This is a genomic window from Propionimicrobium lymphophilum DSM 4903, from assembly GCF_000423485.1.
In the GTDB taxonomy this organism is placed as follows: Bacteria; Actinomycetota; Actinomycetes; order Propionibacteriales; family Propionibacteriaceae; genus Propionimicrobium; species Propionimicrobium lymphophilum.
Map to the genome: position 1 here is coordinate 292,826 of NZ_KE384026.1, position 22,450 is coordinate 315,275.

The 22,450-nt window shown below is 52.2% G+C and carries 18 protein-coding genes; 10 read left to right on the forward strand and 8 right to left on the reverse strand.

The window, feature by feature from the left end; all coding sequences use genetic code 11:
• Nucleotides 1-2 precede the first annotated feature (2 nt).
• Nucleotides 3-1,544 carry a helix-turn-helix domain-containing protein gene (locus G556_RS0108840; RefSeq protein ID WP_036916264.1) on the reverse strand — a complete coding sequence of 514 codons (1,542 nt, stop codon included), beginning with the start codon at nt 1,542-1,544 and terminating at the stop codon, nt 3-5.
• Between the two features lie 76 nt (nt 1,545-1,620).
• Between G556_RS0108840 and lpdA the strand changes: the two genes are divergently transcribed.
• Nucleotides 1,621-3,021 carry a dihydrolipoyl dehydrogenase gene (lpdA, locus tag G556_RS0108845; protein ID WP_028822518.1) on the forward strand — a complete coding sequence of 467 codons (1,401 nt, stop codon included), beginning with the start codon at nt 1,621-1,623 and terminating at the stop codon, nt 3,019-3,021.
• Nucleotides 3,022-3,066: 45 nt separating this feature from the next.
• Here lpdA and G556_RS10795 read toward each other — a convergent pair whose 3' ends face one another.
• The 6 genes from G556_RS10795 to ahpC form a co-directional block, all read right to left on the reverse strand.
• Nucleotides 3,067-3,723: a YigZ family protein gene (locus G556_RS10795; protein ID WP_036916266.1), complete on the reverse strand. Its 657-nt coding sequence runs from the start codon at nt 3,721-3,723 to the stop codon at nt 3,067-3,069.
• A gap of 74 nt (nt 3,724-3,797) precedes the next feature.
• A complete protein-coding gene (locus tag G556_RS0108855; RefSeq protein WP_028822519.1) occupies nt 3,798-4,634 on the reverse strand; it encodes a MetQ/NlpA family ABC transporter substrate-binding protein in 837 nt (278 codons plus the stop codon).
• An 89-nt stretch (nt 4,635-4,723) separates the two neighbouring features.
• Nucleotides 4,724-5,380 carry a methionine ABC transporter permease gene (locus tag G556_RS0108860; RefSeq protein ID WP_028822520.1) on the reverse strand — a complete coding sequence of 219 codons (657 nt, stop codon included), beginning with the start codon at nt 5,378-5,380 and terminating at the stop codon, nt 4,724-4,726.
• Complete coding sequence (locus G556_RS10800) at nt 5,377-6,066, reverse strand: methionine ABC transporter ATP-binding protein (protein WP_051176819.1); 690 nt, start codon at nt 6,064-6,066, stop codon at nt 5,377-5,379. The genes G556_RS0108860 and G556_RS10800 overlap by 4 nt, the downstream gene beginning before the upstream one ends.
• A 218-nt stretch (nt 6,067-6,284) precedes the next feature.
• A complete protein-coding gene (ahpF, locus tag G556_RS0108870) occupies nt 6,285-7,853 on the reverse strand; it encodes an alkyl hydroperoxide reductase subunit F (protein ID WP_028822521.1) in 1,569 nt (522 codons plus the stop codon).
• A gap of 3 nt (nt 7,854-7,856) precedes the next feature.
• On the reverse strand, nt 7,857-8,426 hold the full coding sequence (gene ahpC / locus G556_RS0108875; RefSeq protein WP_028822522.1) for an alkyl hydroperoxide reductase subunit C: 570 nt from the start codon (nt 8,424-8,426) through the stop codon (nt 7,857-7,859).
• A 185-nt stretch (nt 8,427-8,611) separates the two neighbouring features.
• On the opposite strand from ahpC, the gene G556_RS0108880 reads away from it, so the two are divergent.
• Both G556_RS0108880 and G556_RS0108890 read left to right on the forward strand, forming a co-directional pair.
• The gene (locus G556_RS0108880; RefSeq protein WP_028822523.1) at nt 8,612-9,523 is read left to right on the forward strand and encodes a cation diffusion facilitator family transporter; all 912 of its coding nucleotides are present in this window, start codon (nt 8,612-8,614) and stop codon (nt 9,521-9,523) included.
• 566 nt (nt 9,524-10,089) lie between these two features.
• Nucleotides 10,090-11,295 carry an alpha-amylase family glycosyl hydrolase gene (locus tag G556_RS0108890; RefSeq protein ID WP_028822525.1) on the forward strand — a complete coding sequence of 402 codons (1,206 nt, stop codon included), beginning with the start codon at nt 10,090-10,092 and terminating at the stop codon, nt 11,293-11,295.
• Nucleotides 11,296-11,943: 648 nt separating this feature from the next.
• Here the strand turns inward: G556_RS0108890 and G556_RS0108900 are convergent.
• Nucleotides 11,944-13,458 (reverse strand): DUF1846 domain-containing protein, encoded by a 1,515-nt coding sequence (locus tag G556_RS0108900; protein WP_028822527.1) that lies wholly within the window; start codon nt 13,456-13,458, stop codon nt 11,944-11,946.
• Nucleotides 13,459-13,625: 167 nt separating this feature from the next.
• On the opposite strand from G556_RS0108900, the gene G556_RS11790 reads away from it, so the two are divergent.
• The 7 genes from G556_RS11790 (at nt 13,626) to G556_RS0108935 (ending at nt 22,441) form a co-directional block, all read left to right on the forward strand.
• Nucleotides 13,626-15,017 (forward strand): peptidoglycan DD-metalloendopeptidase family protein, encoded by a 1,392-nt coding sequence (locus G556_RS11790; RefSeq protein ID WP_028822528.1) that lies wholly within the window; start codon nt 13,626-13,628, stop codon nt 15,015-15,017.
• A 10-nt stretch (nt 15,018-15,027) separates the two neighbouring features.
• Complete coding sequence (locus tag G556_RS0108910) at nt 15,028-15,564, forward strand: DUF421 domain-containing protein (protein ID WP_028822529.1); 537 nt, start codon at nt 15,028-15,030, stop codon at nt 15,562-15,564.
• Nucleotides 15,565-15,624: 60 nt separating this feature from the next.
• A complete protein-coding gene (locus tag G556_RS10815) occupies nt 15,625-16,593 on the forward strand; it encodes a PAC2 family protein (RefSeq protein ID WP_016456162.1) in 969 nt (322 codons plus the stop codon).
• A gap of 37 nt (nt 16,594-16,630) precedes the next feature.
• Nucleotides 16,631-17,851 carry an NAD-dependent epimerase/dehydratase family protein gene (locus G556_RS0108920; protein WP_028822530.1) on the forward strand — a complete coding sequence of 407 codons (1,221 nt, stop codon included), beginning with the start codon at nt 16,631-16,633 and terminating at the stop codon, nt 17,849-17,851.
• On the forward strand, nt 17,851-19,005 hold the full coding sequence (locus G556_RS0108925; protein WP_028822531.1) for a glycosyltransferase family 4 protein: 1,155 nt from the start codon (nt 17,851-17,853) through the stop codon (nt 19,003-19,005). Before G556_RS0108920 ends, G556_RS0108925 begins: the two co-directional genes overlap by 1 nt.
• A 213-nt stretch (nt 19,006-19,218) precedes the next feature.
• A complete protein-coding gene (locus G556_RS0108930) occupies nt 19,219-19,569 on the forward strand; it encodes a hypothetical protein (protein WP_233418211.1) in 351 nt (116 codons plus the stop codon).
• 73 nt (nt 19,570-19,642) lie between these two features.
• A complete protein-coding gene (locus G556_RS0108935; protein ID WP_036916267.1) occupies nt 19,643-22,441 on the forward strand; it encodes a DNA methyltransferase in 2,799 nt (932 codons plus the stop codon).
• The last annotated feature ends 9 nt before the right edge of the window (nt 22,442-22,450 follow it).

Sequence of the window (22,450 nt, forward strand, 5' to 3'; positions counted from 1 at the left end):
GATTACTCATGGAAGATCTCGACTTCAGCGCCCAGGGCGTTCAGCCTGTGCGGCAGGTCTTCGTAGCCGCGGTTGATCACGTAAACATCTCTTAGTGTCGACGTGCCGCTAGCCGCGAGCATGGCAATCATGATGCAGACTGCTGGACGCAAGGCTGGCGGGCAGAACATGTCTCGCGAACGCCAACGCGTGGGCCCTGTAACGTTCAACCTGTGTGTGTCTAGAAGGTGAACGTTTGCGCCAAGCTTCGCCAACTCGAGCAAATGAATTGATCGAGTCTCGTATACCCAGTCGTGAATCAACGTGCTGCCGTTTGCCATCGCCGCAATCACGGTGAAGAACGGCAGGTTATCGATATTCAGCCCTGGGAATGGCATCGGATGAATCTTATCGACCGCGGCAGTTAGCTCGCTAGGGTGTACCGTAATGTCGACGAGCCGCGTGTAGCCATTTCCTGAGAAATACTCGGGACTAATCGTGTACTTCTGGTTCATCGCTTCTAGAACAGCGAGCTCGATCTCCAGAAATTCGATCGGCGCCCTGGTGACGGTGATCTCAGATTTAGTAACTATGCCGGCCGTGATGAGGCTCATCGCTTCAATCGGATCTTCGGAAATGACGTATTCGACGTTTTTGTTTATCTCGTCAACGCCGGTTACGTGAAGAGTCGTAGACCCGATACCTTCGATTTTTACGCCGACCATCTGCAGAAATACGCACAAGTCCTGAACCATATAGTTAGGAGAAGCGTTGCGGATTGTGGTCACGCCCGGAGTCATAGCGGCAGCCATGAGCGCATTTTCTGTTACGGTGTCTCCGCGCTCAGTCAGAACGATGCTGCGAGACTTGTTATTAACCGGTTTAACGCTTGCCCTGTAGGCGCCCTCAGTCGCAACAATATCCAGCCCTAATGCCCTCAGCGCTTGCATGTGAGGCTGGACCGTTCTGTTGCCCAGGTTGCAACCACCCGCATAGGGGAGCTTGAATTCCTTAGCGAAATGCATCAGCGGGCCCATGAACATGATGATGCTGCGGGTCCTTCGAGCAGCTTCTTCATTCATGTTGTCAAGATCTAAGACATCCGGACGCTTGATGGTCAGATCCTTACGATCTTCGGACCACTGTGCATCGACGCCAATGCTGTCTAGCACCTCAAGGAGACGATTGACTTCCTCGATGTGTGCTATGCCGCGCAGAACGGTTGTTCCTTTATTCAGCAAGCTTGCGCACAGCAAGGAGACCGCAGCGTTCTTGGAGGAACGAACCATGATCTCGCCAGAGAGATTTCTCTGACCGGTAATCCTGAAGTTCATAGTGCCGCGATCACCGGAAACAATTATTTGGGATTCCAATGCATTCGCGATCCGATTTATCAAGTCTAGAGACAGGTTCTGGTGACCAGACTCGATGCGATGAATTGCAGACTGGCTGGTACCTAGAACCTTGGAAAGTTGAGACTGGGTAAGGCCGCGCTGTTTACGAGCGTCCCGAATCAGACGTCCGACGTTGGCCGGAGATGCTTCACCCGAAAAGTCGTTAGTCATTGTGCCAGTTTAACTCATATAAGATATTTAACAACTCCCTCTGTCATCAGCGGTCATTTGTTCTAGAGTTGATTCCATGAGCTCTCACTACGATGTAGTTGTGCTAGGCGCCGGCCCAGGTGGCTATGTAGCAGCAATCCGCGCCGCGCAGCTAGGCAAGAAGACCGCAATTATCGAAAAGCAGTGGTGGGGCGGTGTCTGCCTCAACGTCGGGTGCATTCCCACAAAATCACTGCTCCGTAACGCAGAAATCTATAACATTCTGCGCACTAAGAAGGACGTTTTCGGAATCAACGGCGACGTAACTATGGATTACGGCGTTGCTTTCGATCGCAGTCGGTCTGTTTCTGAACGGATGACCAACGGCATTCACTTCTTGATGAAGAAGAACAAGATCACTGAAATCCACGGAACTGGTGTTTTCTCCGACGCGAAAACGATCAATGTTACGGCCGAAGACGGATCGACGCAGACCGTTACTGCAGACAACGTGATCATTGCAGCAGGCGCAACCGCGAAGATACTTCCCGGCACCAGCAAATCCCAGAACGTCTTTACCTTCGAAGAGTTGATCCTCGCTAGGGAACTTCCCGGCTCGATCATCATCGGTGGTTCTGGTGCAATTGGCACCGAGTTCGCCTATGTTCTGGCCAACTACGGAGTGGACGTGACTATCGTCGAGTTTCTCGATCGCATGGTTCCGACCGAAGATAAAGAAGTATCCGCGGAGCTGCTTAAGGCTTACAAGAAGCTAGGTATTAAGGTTCTGACCAGCACCGCGGTAAAGACTGTAGAGGACATGGGTTCTGGTGTCCGAGTAACTGTAGAACCCGCTGGAGGTGGCGAGCCGCAGGTGCTTGAGGCAGATAAGATGCTGCAGGCTATGGGCTTCGCTCCTCGCACTCAGGGCTACGGACTTGAGAACACTGGTGTAAAGCTAACCGAACGTGGCGCAATCGATATCGACGACTACTGCCGCACGAACGTCGACGGGGTCTACGCGATCGGTGACGTGACTGCAAAGATCATGCTCGCGCACACTGCGGAAGCGCAGGGCGTCGTCGCTGCCGAAACTATCGCCGGTCACGACACCATGCCGGTTAATTACGCCATGATTCCGAGGGCAACCTACTGTCAGCCGCAGATCGGCACGTTCGGTTACTCAGAGGAGCAGGCTAAAGAACTCGGCTACGACGTCAAGGTGTCTAAATTCCCGTTCAGTGCCAACGGCAAGGCATGGGGCCTGGGGGAGGCTACTGGTTTCGTCAAGGTGATCGCAGATGGCACCTACAACGAAATTCTGGGTCTGACGATGATCGGACCCGACGTCACCGAACTTCTTCCAGAATTCCAGCTAGCTCAGCAGTGGGATCTGACTACCGCAGAGATTGCGCGCGTGATCCACGCTCACCCGACTCTTTCCGAAGCCATGAAGGAAGCCGCGGAGGGCATCGAAGGACACATGATCAACCTCTAAGCTGGTCAAATTAAAGTCTGGCTCGAGAATTCTCGAGCCAGACTTTTATTTTTCGTATTCCACCCATTCGAAACCCTGTTTTTCGAGCATGGCTTTACCCGCTGAGAGCTCCGCAATCTTGGTTTGAAGTTTTTCGTAAGTTCCAGAGGGATAGCAGATGGTCAGGATCGCACCGGAGGCACCATATTGGGTTTGCCGCAAAGTGAAGTTGTTTCTCAGATCTGTTTCGAGTCTTCCTGCATCCTCGTAAGGAACGGTCAAACTGACGATGCCTAGTTTCGCCCGCTTCACCAATTTCGCAGAATCAAGCGCTCTTGCGGTGGAATCCGAATAAGCCTGGACGAGCCCACCCGCGCCCAATTTGATTCCACCAAAATATCTCACGACCGCCACTGCCACATCGGATAGCTCCGTCTTCCCCTCACTAGTTTGACGATGAGTTATCGCTTCTAAGATGGGCGTTCCTGCGGTTCCGGATGGTTCTCCGTCATCGCTGAATCGCTGGGTTCGCCTATCTGCTCCGATCACGAAAGCATGGCAAACGTGCCTGGCCTGTGGATGCTCGTTGCGGATATTAGAGAGGAATTGCCTGGCGTCTTCTTCGTCTTCTACTCGAGCCACAAAACCAATGAATCGAGAACGTTTTATCTCAACCTCGACTGGCCGATGTTTCATCTTTGCCGGAACTACGTAGGTGTCCATTAAAAAAATCTAACAAAAAATAATGGTGGTTAGCCCCAGCTGGGGCTAACCACCAAAATATTAGCTATCACAAATTAGCAAGCAGGTACCACGGTGCCTTGGTACTTGTCCTTGGTCCAATTTTGGGTGTCAGTGCTGCAGAGCAGATCCTTGAGCTTGAGGAGTTTCTCGTTGTCCTTGTCCTTGGTGCGAACGACGAGAATGTTTGCATAAGGGTTGCCCTCGACCTTTTCGGTCGCGATGGTACCATTTACGGGATCTAGGCCATTGATCAGCGCGAAGTTAGAGTTGATAATGGCTGCGTCAAGATCGCCAAGCGAACGGGCAACCTGCGGAGCCTCGAGCTCTACGATTTCGATGTTCTTGGGGTTGGAAGTGATGTCGATCGGAGTTGCGTTCAGGTCCTCCGGATCCTTCAACTCGATTACGCCCTCGTTAACCAGAAGCTTTAGTGCGCGCGCCTCGTTTGTGGGATCGTTCGGTACGCCAACCTTAGCGCCTTCCGGTAGATCTTTAAGGCTCTTGACCTTCTGCGAGTAGGCGCCCAGCGGCTCTAAGTGCACGGCTGCCAGCGAGGTCAGATCGTAGCCCTTCTTTTTTGAGTCCTCATCTAGGTAGGGCTTGTGCTGGAAGTAGTTAGCATCGATAGAACCGTCGGACAAAGCAGCATTAGGCTGAACGTAGTCGTTGAACTCCTTGATTTGGATGTCCAGCCCCGCGTCCTTTGCCTGGGTGTCGATGATGTGCTGGAGAATTTCTCCGTGCGGGGTAGGAGTGGCGCCGACAACCAGAGTGGTTAGGCCTTCGGCGTTAGTGGGGAATTCTTTTTCTTCTGCGTCGCCAGAAGAGGAGCATCCCGCTAATGCAAGAACGATTACCGAACCTGCTGCAATTAGTTTGTTGATTTTCATTTCGAGTTCCTTTCAAAAATAAGTCTAAGAAGATATAAAACTTCATGGCCAGCCCATAGAAGAGGGTTGGTAAGGGCCGGGGATCAGCGTCAGCGGTGGGCTAGTGCGCGGGCGCATCGATCGCCGACCCACTGCATGCCCATGGTAAGCACGAGCAAAATTACTACCGCGATATAGGTGATCGTCCATTCGTTTCTCTGGTAGCCATAGCGCATGGCGATGTCACCGAGACCGCCGCCACCGATTGCGCCGGCCATCGCGGAGTAGCTAATCAAAGACACATACAGAACCGTCACATTGCTGACCAGGCTGGGCAATGCTTCAGGCAGCAAAACATGCCAGATCAACTGCCACAATGATGCCCCCATGACTTCGCCCGCGTCGATCTTGCCTTTGGCTACCTCACGTAGCGAAGTTTCAAAAAGCCTGGCGACGAACGGGGCAGCTGCAATAGTCAAAGGAACTATGGCTGCGATGGGTCCAATAGAAGTTCCAGTCAGCAGTTTTGTTAACGGCGTGACGATGACCAGCATGATGATGAATGGAAGAGAACGCCCCATGTCAATTATTGCGCCGAGCACCTTGTTAACAACAAGATTAGGCCGAAGAGACCCGGGAGCAGTCAGGTAAGCACCGACGCCGAGGGGGAGTCCGAGCAAAGTCGCCAAAACTAGCGACGGCAAGACCATGACCAAGGTGTCTAATGTTCCTTGGCCGAGAAGGCTAAGCATTTGTTCGCCGGTCATGCTAGACCTCCTTTAGTCACGATCTTTCCAGCTCGGATCTCGCTGACCTGATCAGCCACCTTCGTTATGACTTCCATCTGGTGGGAAATTAAGATCGTGGTTAGCGAATACTCGTCGGTCAAGTCACGAATCAATTTGATTATTGAGTCTGTCGTCGCAGGGTCGAGCGCGCTGGTCGCTTCGTCACTGATTAGGACGCTTGGCCTGGAAACTACGGCGCGAGCAATTGCCACACGCTGTTGCTGGCCACCTGATAAATGGGCCGGATGAACTTTCGCCTTATCTGCAAGCCCAACTCGCTCAAGCATCTCCATCGCCTTGTCACGGCGTTCTTCCTTAGCAACGCCAGACAGCTGGAGTGGCAGTTCGACGTTTCCGAGAGCACTGCGAGAATCAAGCAAATTGAAGGACTGAAAGATAACCCCGATACGACGACGAGCTTCTCTGAGTTTGGCACCATGAAGCGAGGTCATAACGATGCCGTCAACAGTGATTGTTCCGGAAGTTGGCTTGGTAAGAAGAGTTAGGCAGCGGCCCAGCGTGCTCTTACCTGCACCAGAAGGGCCAATGATGCCCATGACATTGCCGTGATCGACGGTAAGAGAGATGTTGTCTAGCGCTGTTACGGGTTCTTCGTCACGGCTAGCTGCCGGGTAAACCTTTGTAAGATTAGATATTTCAATCACTTTGAACTCTTTGTTGATAGGACCTACGAAGCATGGCTACACGTGCGGCATGACGCTATCGAGAGATAGCCCATCCCGCGCTGAGCATTCGCCGCATCGATCCTCCAAAGAATTCTTTAAAACGCTACGGCTGAGAATACACGTATCAGCCAGAAAATTCGACTCTCATGTTTTATGCAACGATTCTTCGAGAGTCGATTTTCTGGCCGACGGTTATTCTATCCTGCTCTGACTAGGTCATCCCAAGCTGCTAGTGCAGCAGTGGCTCCCGAAGATTGGGCGACAACAATCTGCTTGTATGCAGTATCTGCACAATCACCAGCAGCATATATGCCGGGGATGGAAGTCCTGCCACAACCGTCCGTAACGATCTCTTTTTTACTGTTCAGCTCACAAGTTTCTGCAAGCCATGCGGTGTTTGGCAGCAGACCGATTTGGATGAAAACGCCAGAGACGTCGATCCTCTTCGGTTCGCCGGTAGAACGGTCTGTATACACGAGACCGGTAACCTGGTGGCCGTCACCAGCGATTTCCTTAGTGGCAGCATTCGTAACAACGGATGTGTTGGGCAGCGCATTTAGCTTTTCGAGAAGAACCTCGTCTGCTCGGCATTCTGGCATGAACTCGACGACCGTGACGTGGCTCGCATATACAGCGATATCGATAGCGGCCTCGATCCCAGAGTTTCCTCCTCCAACTACCGCGACCGGTTTGCCCTTGAATAGGGGAGCGTCGCAATGAGGGCAGAAAGTAACCCCGTTATTGCGGTACTCCTCTTCTCCTGGCACATTCAGCAGACGCCAATTAGCGCCAGTGGCAAGGATCACCTGCTTTGCCGAAAGCTTCGCTTCTCCCACCTCAACGGTGTGGTTACTGTCGGGAGTGCCTGCAGGAATCAAGCCTGTAGCAGTCTGCGAGTTGATAATTTCGATCGGGTAGGAAGCGACGTGCGCCTGCAGTTCTCGAGCCAGCTTCGGGCCTTCAGTGTACGGCTGAGAAATGTAGTTCTCGATTGCCATAGTGTCGTTAACCTGACCGCCAAATCGGTCGCCGATTATGCCAGTCCTGAGCCCTTTACGAGCCGAATAGATTGCAGCAGACGCACCCGCTGGCCCCTGGCCCACAACGAGAACATCGAAGGGCTCCAAAGAAGAGAGCTTCTCCGCGGCAATAGTCGAATCGTTCTCATCCAATTTCGCCAAGAAATCCTCAATTGTCGCCCGTCCAGAACTGAATAGCTCACCATCAAGATAGAGGGCAGGAACTGAGAGGATCTTGTGCTCATCAATCTCGTCTTGGAATAAAGACCCCTCAACTGCAGTGTGCTTGATCCGAGGGTTAATGATGCTCATGGTGTTCAGAGCTTGAACCACCGTCGGGCAATTCTGACAACTCAACGACATGTAAGTCACGAAGTTGAAGTCGCCGGGCAAGTTTTTAACCCGTTCGATAACTTCTGGATCTTCTTTAATTGGGTTTCCGCCCACTTGTAGAAGAGCCAGAACAAACGAGCTGAACTCGTGTCCCATCGGTATGCCGGCAAAGGTGACGGCTATTTCGGAGTTGACACGCCTAATCTGAAACCCAGGCTTGCGCTGATTAGCTTCGTCATCACGGCGAACGGAAATTTTATTCGACAGCGAGGCTACATCTTCAAGAAGTAGCTCGAGCTCTGCCGAGGCTTCCCTTTCGTCCAAGGAAACGACAAATTCAACGTCGTGAACTATCCGGGGGACGAGAGCCGAAAGTTGCGCCGAGAGGTTTTTGTCTAGAAGTTTTTTGGTCATCTTCTAGATCTTGCCGACCAGATCGATGCCTGGGGTCAGAGTGTCTTCACCTTGCTCCCACTTGGCCGGGCAGACTTCGCCCGGGTGCGCGTAAACGTACTGAGCAGCCTTAACCTTGCGCAGTAGTTCGGAAGCGCTACGGCCAATGCCCTCGGCAGTCTGTTCGATGTACTGGATGACTCCGTTCGGGTCCACCAGGAACGTAGCACGGTCTGCCTGGCCCTGGCCTTCGCGCATGACCTGGAAATTATTGGTCAGTTCGCCGTTGGAATCGCCAAGCATGAAGTACTGCACCTTGCCGACCTCTTCAGAGTCGTCACGCCAAGCCTTGTGCACGAAGTGCGAGTCGGTGGAAACGGAGTAGATCTCAACACCGAGCTTTTTGAACTCGTCATAGTGGTCCGCCAAATCGCCAAGCTCGGTGGGGCAGACGAATGTGAAATCACCGGGGTAGAAGAAGAAAATTGACCATTTTCCGGCAAGATCATCGGAGGAAACCTCGCAGAACTCACACTCACCAGCGTGGTAGGCCTGCGCCGTGAACGGCACTATTTCAGTATTTATCAGAGACATGGTTAGACCTTTCTTTGTCGATGACTCATCCGGTCAAAGAGACTAGTTGCTGTTTTGAAATTTTCAAGTCAGAGCACGGGTTTATTGATCCGGAAAAGTGATATTGAAAATGAATCTAATTAACGTGTTGATTATTTATATTCTGGCTTTTAGAGTTTTAAAAAAACGTAAAGGAAAATAGATAAATGGGTCATCATAATCATTCTCATTCCGTACCCAAAGGGCACGTAGGAAGCAAATACAGAACTCGATTGGCGATAACATTTTCGCTGGTCGTTTCTTTCATGATTGTCGAATTTGTATTCGGATTTTTATCTGGGTCTTTAGCTCTAATTTCCGACGCCGGACACATGAGCGCAGATTCAATCACCCTCGGAGTTGCTTTATTAGCAACAGTCATCGCCACTAGAACAGATAAAACGGGGCGGAAAACTTACGGCTCATTCAGGGCTGAAGTTTTTGCATCCGGGTTCACGGTTTTAGTGATGCTAGCCGTCTCTGTTTACGTTGTGGTGGAAGCCATTCAGCGCATCGGACATCCCGCAGAAATTGCCACTGGCCAGATGATGGTGGTCGGCGTTCTCGGCCTGGCTATTAATGTGATTTCAATTTTCATTTTACATTCCGGTTCTAAAGAATCCTTGAATGTCAAAGGCGCTTATTTGGAAGTAATTTCTGACGCCGCAGGAAGCGTCGGAGTGATTCTTGCTGGAGTATTAATTAAGCTCACTGGAAACGGACTATGGGATGTTATTGTCGCCTTGGCGATAGGAATTTTCGTTGCCGCCAGAGCGCTAATTCTTGGGAAACACGTCTTGGCTGTTCTAGGCCAGCAGGCGCCGGAAGACATCGCAATCGAATCCGTGATTACTGATCTCGAGACAGTCCCCGGCGTCGAAGGAGTACACGACCTGCACGTTTGGACTCTAACCAGCGGAATGAACGTGGCGACCGCACACCTCTTGATTGATGGTTCCGCTGACCCCCAAGACAGTCTCGAGATGGCGCAAAAGGTACTTCAGTCTAAACACTCAATCGAGCACGCAACTTTGCAGACCGAGACTTCACCTACTGAGTACTGCCACTTGTCTTGGTAATCAGAAGGATTATTGGGCCAAGGAAAGTAATCGCCTCGGCCCATTAATCTTTTGTCGGCAGAAAAATATTCATGTTCCGCAATTGTCCTACAATGAATCTGCACAGCATCTTGCATTTTTAGCTCAGCACAATTCACATAGTCTCGATTTTACGGTGCGAGACATTGTCCTTATGGGGCGTGAGCCGTACACGAAGACCCTCCAGCGAGACAATGCCGAGGACCTGAGAATAAACGGACGAGTGGAGATGTCAGGCACGCCGGAGCAAGTTATTACGCCTCAGATAATCAAAAAGGTTTTTGAGGTAGACGCCGAGGTGTACAAAGACGAGACAGGGACCGTGAGGGTTATATTCCATTCCAACAGCACAAGGGCGTAGATCTACCGCTTTCGCGAACACGTATCTTTGTCCGATAATGTACATTATGTCATTTTAAGGTGGTTTTCCGGTTCTGCCCGGCAAATCAGCTTCAGCACCTCTTCCCCAACTTCCAGTTGGCATCAACGAGCAACCTAGGCGTCGCTTTGCAAGTAGACTTGTTTGACCCAACGACAAAGGAATTTGGATGACAGCTCAGCAGATCCTTACGGAAACCACCTGGTGGCACCTTTATCCATTAGGCGCCGTTGGCGCTCCCATTCGCGACCGTCAAGGAGACGATTCAGGACATCGTCTCCTCAAGCTGATTCCCTGGTTGAGCTACGCAAAAGAACTTGGCTGCTCAGGAATTCTTTTAGGCCCCATCTTCACATCAACGGCTCACGGATACGACACGCTCGATTACTTCGAACTAGACCCCAGGCTCGGAGATGCAAAAGATTGGCAGGTTTTCGTCTCGGAGGCAAAAACACTTGGCCTAAAGATTTGCTTGGACGGCGTTTTCAACCACGTAGGCGTACAAAACAAACTAGTTAGCGAGTCTCTGAGCGCAGGTCATGGCTTAGTGAAGCTAGCCGGCCCTAACCCGCAGCACTGGGAAGGCAATCTAGACCTCGCCGTTTTGGACCACGACTCCCCCGAGGTTAAAGAGCTGATCATCTCTGTAATGAAGCATTGGCTAGCTTTGGGTGCAGATGCTTGGCGCCTAGATGCCGCCTATAGCGTCCCCGCAGACTTTTGGCGCGAGACCCTTTCTGAGGTACGTAAGGAATATCCAGACGCGCTATTCATCGGCGAAGTGATTCACGGGGACTATCCGAAGATCGTCGAAGAAACCACAATCGACTCACTAACTCAGTATGAGCTTTGGAAGGCAATCTGGAGCAGCCTAAAAGAAACAAATATGTGGGAGCTGGCCCACGCATTAGAGCGCCATCAGCAGTTCTGCGAGAGTTTCATCCCCCAAACTTTCATCGGAAACCATGATGTGACACGCATCGCTAGCCAAGTTGGCGAATTAGCTAACGTGGCCGCGGTGTTGCTCTTCACGCTTCCGGGGTGCCCGAGCATCTACTACGGAGACGAAGTTGGCTACGTCGGAGCCAAGGGTGACGATCTTTCAGCCGACGACGCACTTCGCCCTCCCCTCCCCGATTCCATCGAGGTAACTGGAGAGCAGCAAGGAATCTATTCGACCTACAAAAAATGCACGTCGATGAGAAACGCGAACACGTGGCTTTCTAACGGAAAACTGAGTGTCTTAGACAAGCAGAACGAATGGATTTCCTACCGGGTCGAGAATGGTAATAATTCGCTCGTGGCGCATATTCAGTTATCCCCTGAGGCCAGCGTAGACGTGAAGATAAATGGAGTTCCGCAAGAACTCATCTGACAGAAAGAGCTTTGGCTCTGGCACCACAAATCCTTAAGACTGATAAGCACATAACTGGTAGCGTGCAGCTCATTGCTGCACGCCAGCTGGTGGGGCTGTTTCCTATTAGCGCTAGCTCACTGCGGTGATTACCCACGCATGAAGTAAAAACACCGATAATCGGGCTAACGATTAAGCTTGAAATCACCAAGACGGTAAATAAGCCACTTGCCTGTTGCGGTGTCCTTGCTTGACCTTGCTCCAAATAGTTACATCCCCACATCAGCGCAAACATCAGCAATGTTTATGCTCCTGACATGTACACGAAAAAACCAAGCCAGGCCCCAGGATTTCGTATAACTATTCGTAGATCATCTCTTGAAAGTCGAACGTCGCTTCGGGTTACCTGGCCCGTCGGAAAATCTTTGATAATCGCTGCGCTACAAATCATCGCAACGATAGCTACTGCCGCGATAGTTAGAAAAGAAGAAGTCCAGCCTTCGTAAGCAAGGATTTTCACTAACGCAACAGCCGACGCCAACTGCCCCAATTGGCCGAACATCGAACTTATCTGAGTCAAAACTGGAACATGCCTGGAATCAGACGGAAAGCAGACATCCAAACGAGCGCGTCTCCCCCACCGATCAGGATGCGAGCAGTAAGTCCACCCTAGTGCTTTTTGTACAAAGACTTTGACTGGTAAACCGGCTCGCAGGTGATCTGTACTCCGAGGTTACGCAGAATGTTCGTATCGACGCTGCCCAGGATAACCGTGGAGTGTGCATCGCACCCGTTGAGTCCAGAGAGCTGATCGAGCGCTCTGCGCGCATTATCGTCCCTATTTGCGCTAACCGCCAGAGCAATCAGGACCTCGTCGGTGTGCAGCCTAGGGTTCTTGGAACCTAGATGCTGCGTTTTAAGCATTTGGATGGGCTCAATATTCTCGGAGGCAAGCAGTTTTACCGAATCATCGATGCCAGCGAGATATTTCAGCGAATCCAGAAGCATCGCAGAGCAGCAACCAAGTAGCTCCGAAGTCTTGCCAGTAATGATCTTTCCATCTGGCAACTGGATAGCTGAGGACGGGCCTTTCGTTCGTTTTTGCGTATCTAGGGCGGGTTGCACGACCGGCCTGTCTATGCCGCTAATGCCCAAGGAGGACATGAGCAAAGCTATCTTGTCGGACTGCTCAGAGCCAGAGAGGTTCTGCCTCTCCTGGACAAGCGTCTTGTAGTAGCGACGAATTATCTCCTGTTTCGCGGCGTCTTGGCAGACCCGATCATCGCTGATGCAGTAGCCCGCCATGTTAACGCCCATGTCGGTTGGCGACTTGTATGGAGAGGCGCCAAGAATCTTCTCGAAGAGCCTATTCAGCACAGGGAAAATCTCGACGTCCCTGTTGTAGTTGACCACTTGTTCGCCGTAAGCGGCCAGGTGATACGGGTCGATCATGTTGACGTCGTCGAGATCCGCTGTGGCTGCCTCATAGGCCATGTTCACGGGGTGGTTAAGCGAGAGATTCCAGATCGGAAATGTCTCAAACTTTGCGTAGCCAGAAGTGATTCCACGCTTGTAGTCGTGATAGATCTGCGACAGACAAGTCGCCATTTTGCCGCTACCGGGGCCAGGAGCTGTCACGACAACAAGATTCCGAGTTGTTTCGATGTACTCGTTCTTGCCATAGCCCTCGTCACTTACGATTTTATCAACGTTTGAGGGGTATCCCTTTATCAAGAAATGACGGTATACCTTGATGCCTGCCCTTTCGAGCTTTCTCTTGAAGGTCTTGGCATCACGATTGTCCGGAGTTATGTGGCTGATCACCACGCTACCCACGTAGAGGCCTTTGCCACGGAAGGCATCGATTAGCCTGAGCACGTCTTCTTCGTAGGAGATTCCGAGGTCTGCGCGAACCTTGTTGTTCCCAAGATCGTTTGCGCTGATGACGATGACTATTTCGACGTCTTCGGCGACCTGCTCGAGCATCTTAATCTTGTTATCCGGCGTGAATCCCGGGAGAACCCGAGATGCATGCATATCATCGAATAGCTTGCCGCCAAATTCTAGGTACAGTTTGCCACCAAACTTCGACCTTCTCTTAAGGATCTTTTCGGTTTGAAGCTTTATGTACTTTTCGCGGTCGAAGCCGATCTCTCTAGCTAGTAACTGCACCTTAGATTCCATAATGAATCTCCTAAAAGATTGCGATCCGCGTTATTAACAAGCGCAGGATAATAGTTCGATGCCTGTTGCCAAGTCAATCCGCCTTGGCCCCTAATCATTTATTGATGAGTACACGAGCGGATTGGGACGTTTCGCCACTAATAAGTTCTCACTCTATAATTGCAGATATGGCTAGGGGAATCAGATTTGTTTCAGGCGTCGCTTCGATCGCTCTTTTAGTTTCGGGGCTAACTTCAGTTTCGTGGGCTAATGAAACAGCTCAACCAGACACCCCAGCTCCTGCAGCCCCTTCTGCGGCACCGCAAGAGCCTATCGTCCCAGCCCCGGACAACAATGATTCAGCCAACAACTCCAAAGATCATGATGGCACTGATTCTTCTGGACACCCAAATAAGCCGAATCAAGACGAAGAAACGACAAAACCTGATTCCGGAACAACCAACAAGGATGAAAAGAAAGAAAACACAAAAAATTCTGAATCAGCTTCTGGCTCTAAAGGTTCCTCAGATATCAAACCGGTGGACGGATTCGACAAAATTACACTCGCAGACGCTGCTTCCGTAACAACGGATAAAAAGGTCATCGATGCCTTGAATGAGATCCTCGAGATTCAGGGACGTGCGATGCGAGTAACGCAGAATCTCGAAAAGTCTAAGAAGGCTCAGGAGGAGGCCGAAAAGAAGCTTTCTCAAGCAGAAGATCAGCTTTCAATTCAGCAAAAGAAAGTCGATGATGCGAAAGTCTCACTCGGACTGATTGCAATGTCCCAGCAGCAAGGGCACGAGACTATGGCGACGGCAAACGTCTTACTTAAGAGCGAAGACGCGCAAGGATTCCTGTCAAAGTTGGCCACCATGCGCAACGTGGGCGACATCACCAATGAGCAGCTTCGTCGAGGCCTGTCTGAATGCGAAAGGCTCGCTGACCTTAAGACAATTCGAAAAGAGCTCACTCAGAAAGCCGCCGATGAGGTTAACCGGCAGAAGGCTTTGAAGGCTGAGCACGAGGCAAAGATTAAACAGGCCGAAGAAGTGCTAGAAAAGCTCTCGCCGGGCCAATTGGATCTGTTAAAGAAGCTTAACGATACGACCATTAAGAACAGGACTTCCAAGCTTCTAGAGGGCTCGCTTGCCGAGGGAAATTTCGATCTTAGCGGAGTAACCGGCTTACCTACAGGAAAGGGGCAGGGAATCTGGCCAGCGAGTGGCCCCCTCACTTCGCCATTTGGCTACCGGGTTAACCCCGTAGTCGGTTTTTCAGAACTTCACGACGGCACCGACATCGGCGCCCCCTGTGGTGCGCCGGTCCAGTCTGCATGGCCGGGTGTCGTCATCAGCGCTCGCTATCAAAGAGGCTACGGAAATAGGGTTCTCGTGGATTCCGGTATGTATAAGGCCACATACAATCACCTTTCTGGATTCGCCGTGCAGCCGGGCCAAACGGTAAAGGCTGGCCAGCTAATTGGAACGGTTGGCACAACAGGTTGGTCCACCGGATGCCACCTGCACTTTTCAACCTGGGTAAACGGCCAAATAACAGATCCGACGACAATTTTCTAAAATACAAATCATGAGTTTTTGGGGACAGTTTTGGCATCAAGTCGGTATTTCTCCTGCACAGCTGCTGGGTGTGGCTGTGGCTACGGTGGTCATCTACTTAGCGATTACCGCATTGCTTTACACGCTTGGCCAGCGGTTTTACGCCAACAGGCGAAGCAGTGGCCTTGTCGTAACTCTCGTCTTGGGCTCTATCTCCGCCCGTGCCATGCTGGGAAATGCCCCTACCCTATTCGGGTGGATGGTGGCACTAACCATAGTGATCATCATGGAAAGCATATTCGGTGTACGTCACCTTCTTGGTTTCAGGCGTAGGGCTCGCAGAGCAGAAATTATTTATGCGAACGGCGAGCCGGTAGATCGCACTATGCGTCGCTACCACATCACGCCCAGCCAGCTTCGCTCCAACCTTCGCGAAAAAGGCATCCACGACTTGTCTGAGGTGAACTTCATTTTGCTCGAGCCGAGCGGCCACCTGTCAGTCGTTAAGGGCGACTTGGATGATTCGTTGAAAGTGGATATCCGCGACGACGAGGGTTTGATCAACTAGGCTCTCTGGAATAGTTAACTCGCATCTTACGTTGATGTAAGTAACTATCAGGAGGTGAGTATGTCTGGTTATAACTTGTTTGAATTCGCTGATCACATCAGTCAGTCAGAGTTGGCTGCTGATGAGCGCCTGAAAACGTTGGTCGTAACCCTAAACGCTTTCGGAGATACGGGTCATACCCAGCGACTTCTGAACAATCACATATTGAACTCTTTGCCTAATCATGAGGTCGGCAAGTTCGATTTCGACCAGCTGCACGATTACACGGATAACCGTCCAGGAATTGTTTTTGAGTTTGATCATTTTACCGACTACCAGACTCCGCAAATAGTGCTACATGAGGTCACTGACGATCAGGGCGTCCCATTTTTGCTTTTAACTGGTCCAGAGCCCTCCCTCCGTTGGGAACGGATGGCCTCTAGTATCGAGGCGCTCAATGAGCAGCTAGGTATAGAGCAGACGATCTTTCTGCAGGCTATACCCGCGCCCACGCCTCACACACGTCCTGTCTTCATTAACGCGTACGCTTCTAGGCCTGGCCTGATATCGGACTGGGACAAGCTACCCGCAACCATTCAGCTTCAGTCTTCCTTTACTGCCATGTTGGCTGTGCGCCTTGGCGAGGCTTCCCAAGACGTTTTGGGATTGGTTGCTCACATCCCGCACTATCTGGCAGACCTCGAATTCGTCGATGGTCCGCTAGCGCTAATCAAAACTCTTCGAAAGATGGAGGAGCTCGATTTGCCGGAGGGCGAGCTGCACAAGATCTCGGAGACTACCCATGCCGCCATCGATTCTCAGGTGGAAAGCTCCGAAGAGCTTAGAGAGGTCATCGAACAGTTAGAACGCCGCTACGACGAGTTCGTTGCCAGGCGCACACTAACCGAATCAGGTGACGAGATTCCGACGGCCGATCAGATCGGAGCTGAGGTCGAGGAATTCTTGCGTCAGATAACTGAAGATGAATCTTCGCTTAACGATGCGGATTCTGAAGACTTTGAGGGTAAAAGCGACTCCGATACCGGCTAAGGTGGTTTGAGAGACTTTCAGTTAGGAGTTGCGCACTATGAAGATCTTCGTGCTCGGTGGCGACGGATTCTGCGGCTGGCCCGCGGCGTTGCATCTTTCAGCGATTGGTCACGACATCACGATCGTAGATAACTTTTCTCGCCGGGTAATCGACGAGGAATTAGGTGTGCAGTCTCTTACCCCTATCCGTTCCATGGTCGAGCGCAAGAAGGCCTGGAAGGAAGTTAGCGGCAAAGATCTGAATGTTGTGACGCTGAACGTAGCCAAGGAATACGACAGGTTCCTTAAGCTGCTTATCGACGAGCGCCCCGATGTCATCATCCACTTTGCCGAGCAGCGAGCAGCCCCTTATTCGATGAAGGGCAGCAAGCAGAAGCGCTACACGGTGGACAACAACACCAATGCAACCAGCAACACGCTCTGCGCGATTGTAGAGTCAGGCCTCGACATTCACCTAGTTCACTTGGGCACGATGGGTGTCTACGGTTATGGCACTGCCGGCATGAAGATCCCCGAAGGCTACCTCGACATTCAGGTCATGAGCGATGAGGATGAGCACGGCAACCAGGTTGAGCCTCACGTCATCGAAACCCAGATCCTCTACCCCACTAACCCGGGGTCTATCTACCACATGACCAAGGTGCTGGATCAGACGCTATTCGCGTACTATGCCAAAAACGATTCGCTGCGCATTACCGACCTTCACCAGGGCATCATCTGGGGCACCCACACCGAAGAGACCCAGCTGGATGATCGTCTCATCAACCGCTTCGACTACGACGGCGATTACGGAACTGTTTTGAACAGGTTCCTAATGCAGGCCGCGGTGGGCTACCCCTTGACCGTCCATGGGACGGGCGGCCAGACCAGGGCGTTCATTCACCTGCAAGACAGCGTTCGATGCATAGAACTAGCTATTAACAACCCGCCCCAGCGTGGGGACCGAGTCAAGATCTTCAACCAGATGACCGAGACTCACAGGGTTCGCGATCTTGCTGCGCTGGTTTCAAAACTGACAGGCGCGAAGATCGCTAACGTTCCGGATCCGCGCAACGAGGCTCAGGAAAATGAGCTCCACGTTAAGAATGACAACTTCTTGGCTCTTGGCCTCAACCCGACGACTCTTTCCGAGGGTCTGCTCATGGAGATCAACGAGATCGCCATGAAGTACAAGGATCGTGCGGATCTAAGAAAGATTCCTGCTCGGTCTTTGTGGACCAAGAATCAAAAGGCCGGCGTTCCCGACAATCTGGGTTAATGCGGATAGCGATTTTCACCGAGGTCTTCCTGCCGAAGATCGACGGTGTAGTGACTCGAGTAGTTAGAACTCTCGACGAGTTGGCTGAGCTGGGACACGAAGCTATTGTCTTCGCGCCCGGCTCCCCTCCCCCGTCATACAAAGGGTTCAAGATAGTCAGGGTTAGGTCGTTCTCTTTTAGACCGTGGTATCCGGAGATCAAGGTTGGTCTGCCAACCCCGAATACCGCACGGAAGATGGTCAAGTTCGCCCCCGACGTAGTGCACGCAGTAAATCCAGCTGCTTTAGCAGCGTATGGTGTGCTATCTGCAAAGCGAAGGGATATACCTCTCCTAGCCAGTTATCACACCCAGCTGAGCAGCTATACGAAGAAGCTGCATCTTGGATTGCTCACAAATACCGCCACTAAGTGGACCAGGTATTTGCACAATAAGGCCGAGGTCAATCTCTGCACGTCTCCTCAAATGGTGGAGCGCGCCCAACAGATAGGCGTGGAGCGGGTGGATCTTTGGCCCAAGGGCGTGGACACTAAGACCTATAGCCCCGACGCGTTTTCGAAGAAGATGCGCCGTCGCCTGACCGATGGGCATCCGGATGAGCCCCTGGCTATTTACGCTGGCCGCTTGTCCAGCGAGAAAAATCTTGAAGACCTTTTGCCAGTCGTTCACCAGATGCCGAATGTTCGATTCGCTTTCATAGGTTCCGGCCCGGCCTCCGACCGTCTGAAATCGATGTTTAGCGGCACCAAGACCGTCTTCACCGGCTATCTGCGCGGCCACGAGCTAGCGGCGGCCTATGCCAGCGCCGACGTCTTTTTGTTTCCGTCGACCACCGAGACTCTCGGTTTTGCGGGTCTGGAGTCCATGGCTTCCGGCGTTCCCGTCATCGGCGCTAACGCGGGTGGGATTCCCGATCTCATCGATGAAGGCGTGACCGGTTTTCTCGTCCCGCCCGAGGGCGAAGAAAAAACTAATGCCTATGTTGATCGGCTGAATCAGTTAATCGAAGATCCTGGCAAGAGGGCAGAAATGTCTAAGCTCGCCCGTGCAGAGGCCGAACGTCACTCGTGGCGCGGTGCCACGGAAAAGCTCGTCGAGTTCTACCGCTTGGCGATCGATCGTCATGGCAGTTACAAGCAGGCTTTACCCGAGTAAAGTGCTGGACCTTGCTAGGGCTGATTTTGTCACTAAATAACTGATAATTCAGAGCTTGTTTTATTGATGAGACAGGGTGTCGCGCTAGGATTGTTTAAGCGAATTATCCACTACTTTAGCGAGTCTGTAATGAACGATTGCCCACATTTTCGTATCTCTAAGCCCTTTCTAATTGCACTAGCAGGAATTGTCTGGTGTATTGCGGGCTTCAATGTGACTCGGATCGGCGTTTCAGCGCTGTCCAGCAGCACGTTGCCGGCCCCGTGGATTTGTCTCATGCCAGTTGTGGTGTTTGCGGCGTTCGGGGCGATGTTCACAAAGTCAGCGGGCAAGCACGTGAACCGGATCCGATCGAACCCTGCCAAGGCAAGACCCTTTTGGCATTTCTTTGATGCTCGCGCCTACTTGATCATGGCAATCATGATGACGGCTGGCTTCGGGCTTCGCGGTGCAGGAGTGCTGCCAGACACTTTCGTTTCGTTCTTCTATACAGGGCTGGGAGCGGCGCTGGCTTGTGCTGGTGGCTTTTTCTTGGTCAAGTCCCTAACGTACCGTCGCTCATAGAGCTGACCAAGCGCAATAAATAAAGCCTTTTTGCTAACGACTATTCGCCGCTACAACCGCTAAGGTACACAGGGTGGATGTTTCGTGGAATGTGGCGGCGAGAAACAGAAAGCTGACCGCTAAGGAATTTGCTGATAAGTGGGCTGACAGGGGCTACGAGAAGGGCGATACGGGTTCTTTTTGGCTAGAACTCCTCGGAGACGTCATCGGCATGGAGGACGTTACCTCGAACGTCCATTTCGAGCACCGCACCTCCAAAAAAGGCTTTGTGGACGTCATAGTCCCCGACGCCAAAACTTTCATCGAGCAGAAGTCCTTAGGAGTCGATCTCGATAGGCCAGAAGAGCGGCAGGGCCGCCTGGTCACGCCTTTTGAGCAGGCAAAGGCCTACGCCGACTCCATGCCGAACTCGCAGCGCCCCGACACCATCATCGTCTGCAACTTCGAGACCTTCAGAATCCACAGTCTCGAGAGCGAGGACCCGGCGAACGAATACGTCGAATTCCAGCTTTCCGAGCTTCCCGAGCAGATCTACCTGCTCGATTTCCTAATCGATCCGCAGCGTTCACGTCGTAAGCGCGAAGAGAAGGTTTCGTTAGATGCAGGCGCCCTAATCGGTAAGATCTACGAGATGCTGCGTGGGCAATACCACGACCCGGACACGCCGGAAAGCCAGCACAGCCTTAACGTGCTCTGCGTGCGCCTGGTCTTTTGCTTGTTTGCCGAGGACGCGGAGATCTTTCCTAAGGATGCTTTCTACAACTATCTCCAGGGCCTGCCTGCCAGACAGGTGCGGGTAGCCCTGAAGGAATTGTTCAGATACTTGGACACAAAGCCGGAAGATCGCGACCCGTACGTTTCCGAAGAGCTAAAACGCTTCCCTTACGTAAACGGCGGTCTTTTCGCGCAAGATGTGGAGATACCGCAGTTCACCGAAGAGATCTTGGGCGTACTGCTCAACGAGGTGAGCGAAGGCACGAACTGGTCACAAATCTCCCCCACGATTTTCGGTGGCGTATTCGAGTCCACCCTCAACCCCGAGACGCGCCGCAGCGGTGGAATGCACTACACGTCTCCGGAGAACATCCACAAGGTCATCGACCCTCTTTTCTTGGACGATCTGAAAGGTGAGCTTGCCGGCATCCTCAATGATTCTTCATTGGGTGAGAGGGCTCGAAGGAACAGGCTGGAAAAGTACCACGACAAGTTGGCGTCGCTAACGTTTTTCGATCCAGCATGTGGATCCGGAAATTTTCTTTCGGAGACTTACATCTCTCTGCGCAGGCTCGAGACCAAGGTTCTAAGCGAATTGAGCCACGGCCAGACCTCGATGGTCTTCGATGAGAGCCATTCGCCGCTGAAGGTTTCGCTGAGTCAATTCCACGGCATCGAGATAAATGATTTCGCGGTTCAGGTTTCGAACACCGCGCTGTGGATCGCCGAGCTTCAAGCAAATGCGGAGGCCCAGGTGGTGGTGACCCAAGACATCGAGGATCTACCGCTCAAAGACAACGCCCGAGTGACTCGCGCAAACGCGCTACGGGTCGATTGGGCCGATATTCTGCCCGTCAAAGAGTGCAATTACATAATCGGGAACCCACCGTTTATCGGTTATTCGAATCACTCGGCCGAGCAGAAAAAGGATCGCGCCGAGCTGTTCGGCAAAGGCGGTGGCGTGCTCGACTACGTGGCCTGCTGGTACAAGAAGGCCGCCGATTACATGCAAGGCACTCACATCCGCGCCGCACTGGTGTCCACCAACAGCATCTGCCAGGGCCAACAGGTAACGCCACTCTGGCGGCTGCTATTCGATCAGGGAATCCGCTTCAACTTCGCCCACCGCAGTTTTGTGTGGGGCAACGAGGCCGAAGATCAGGCGCACGTGCACGTGGTAATCATCGGCTTCTCCTACGACGACGTGACTCCTAAATACCTGTTCGCCTACCCCAAGGGCGAGAAGGAGATTCGTCGCCAGGTGAGCCACATCAACGGATATCTGGCAGAGGCGCCTGATGTGTTCGTGGATAAACAAACAAAACCTTTATCTGACGTTCCGGCTATGGCCCAGGGGTTTAAACCGGCAGACGGCCAAAATCTGCTCCTCACTTCCGAGCAGAAAGACGAGCTGCTGGCGAAAGAACCTGAGGCAGAAAAATGGGTCAGACCATTCTCGATGGGCGCCGAATTCATTAAAGGGGTCGACCGATACTGTTTGTGGCTACCCGAGATAATAGGCGCTGAATTGCAGAAAGTTCCTGAGGTTCGCAAGCACGTTGACGCCTGTCGTGAGTGGCGTCTACAGCAGACACCAACAGGCGACGCGTTCAAGCTTGCTGATCGACCACACCTGCTAAGGCCATGCGGGAAGTTCAGGGATGGAACCTACATCGGCTTCCCTGTAGTTTCTTCAGAACGCCGAGAGTACGTTCCTATCGGCTTTGTCGACAACGGCATGATCCCTGGAAATCAGCTCTATTTCATACCGACAGGCGAGATCTATTTTTTCGGCGTTATTAGTTCTCAGTTCCACAACGCCTGGATGCGAACTGTCGCGGGAAGACTCGAGATGCGCTATAGATACGGCAACACCACCGTCTACAACACGTTCGTCTGGCCCTCCCCCACGCCTGCTCAGCGAAACGAGATCGAGTCCGCGGCAACCGCCGTGCTGGAAGCCAGGGAGAAGTACTCACCGGCCACGCTGGCAGACCTTTACGATCCCGACAGCGACTGGCTATATCCAGAGCTGACTTCTGCCCACAAACGCCTGGATCGTGCCGTCGAGGCGGCCTACGGAGTCGACTTCGACGGTGACGAGACGGCAATCGTTGCTCACCTCTTCTCGCTGTATGCAAAGGCAACCGCCGAATAACCGATATTG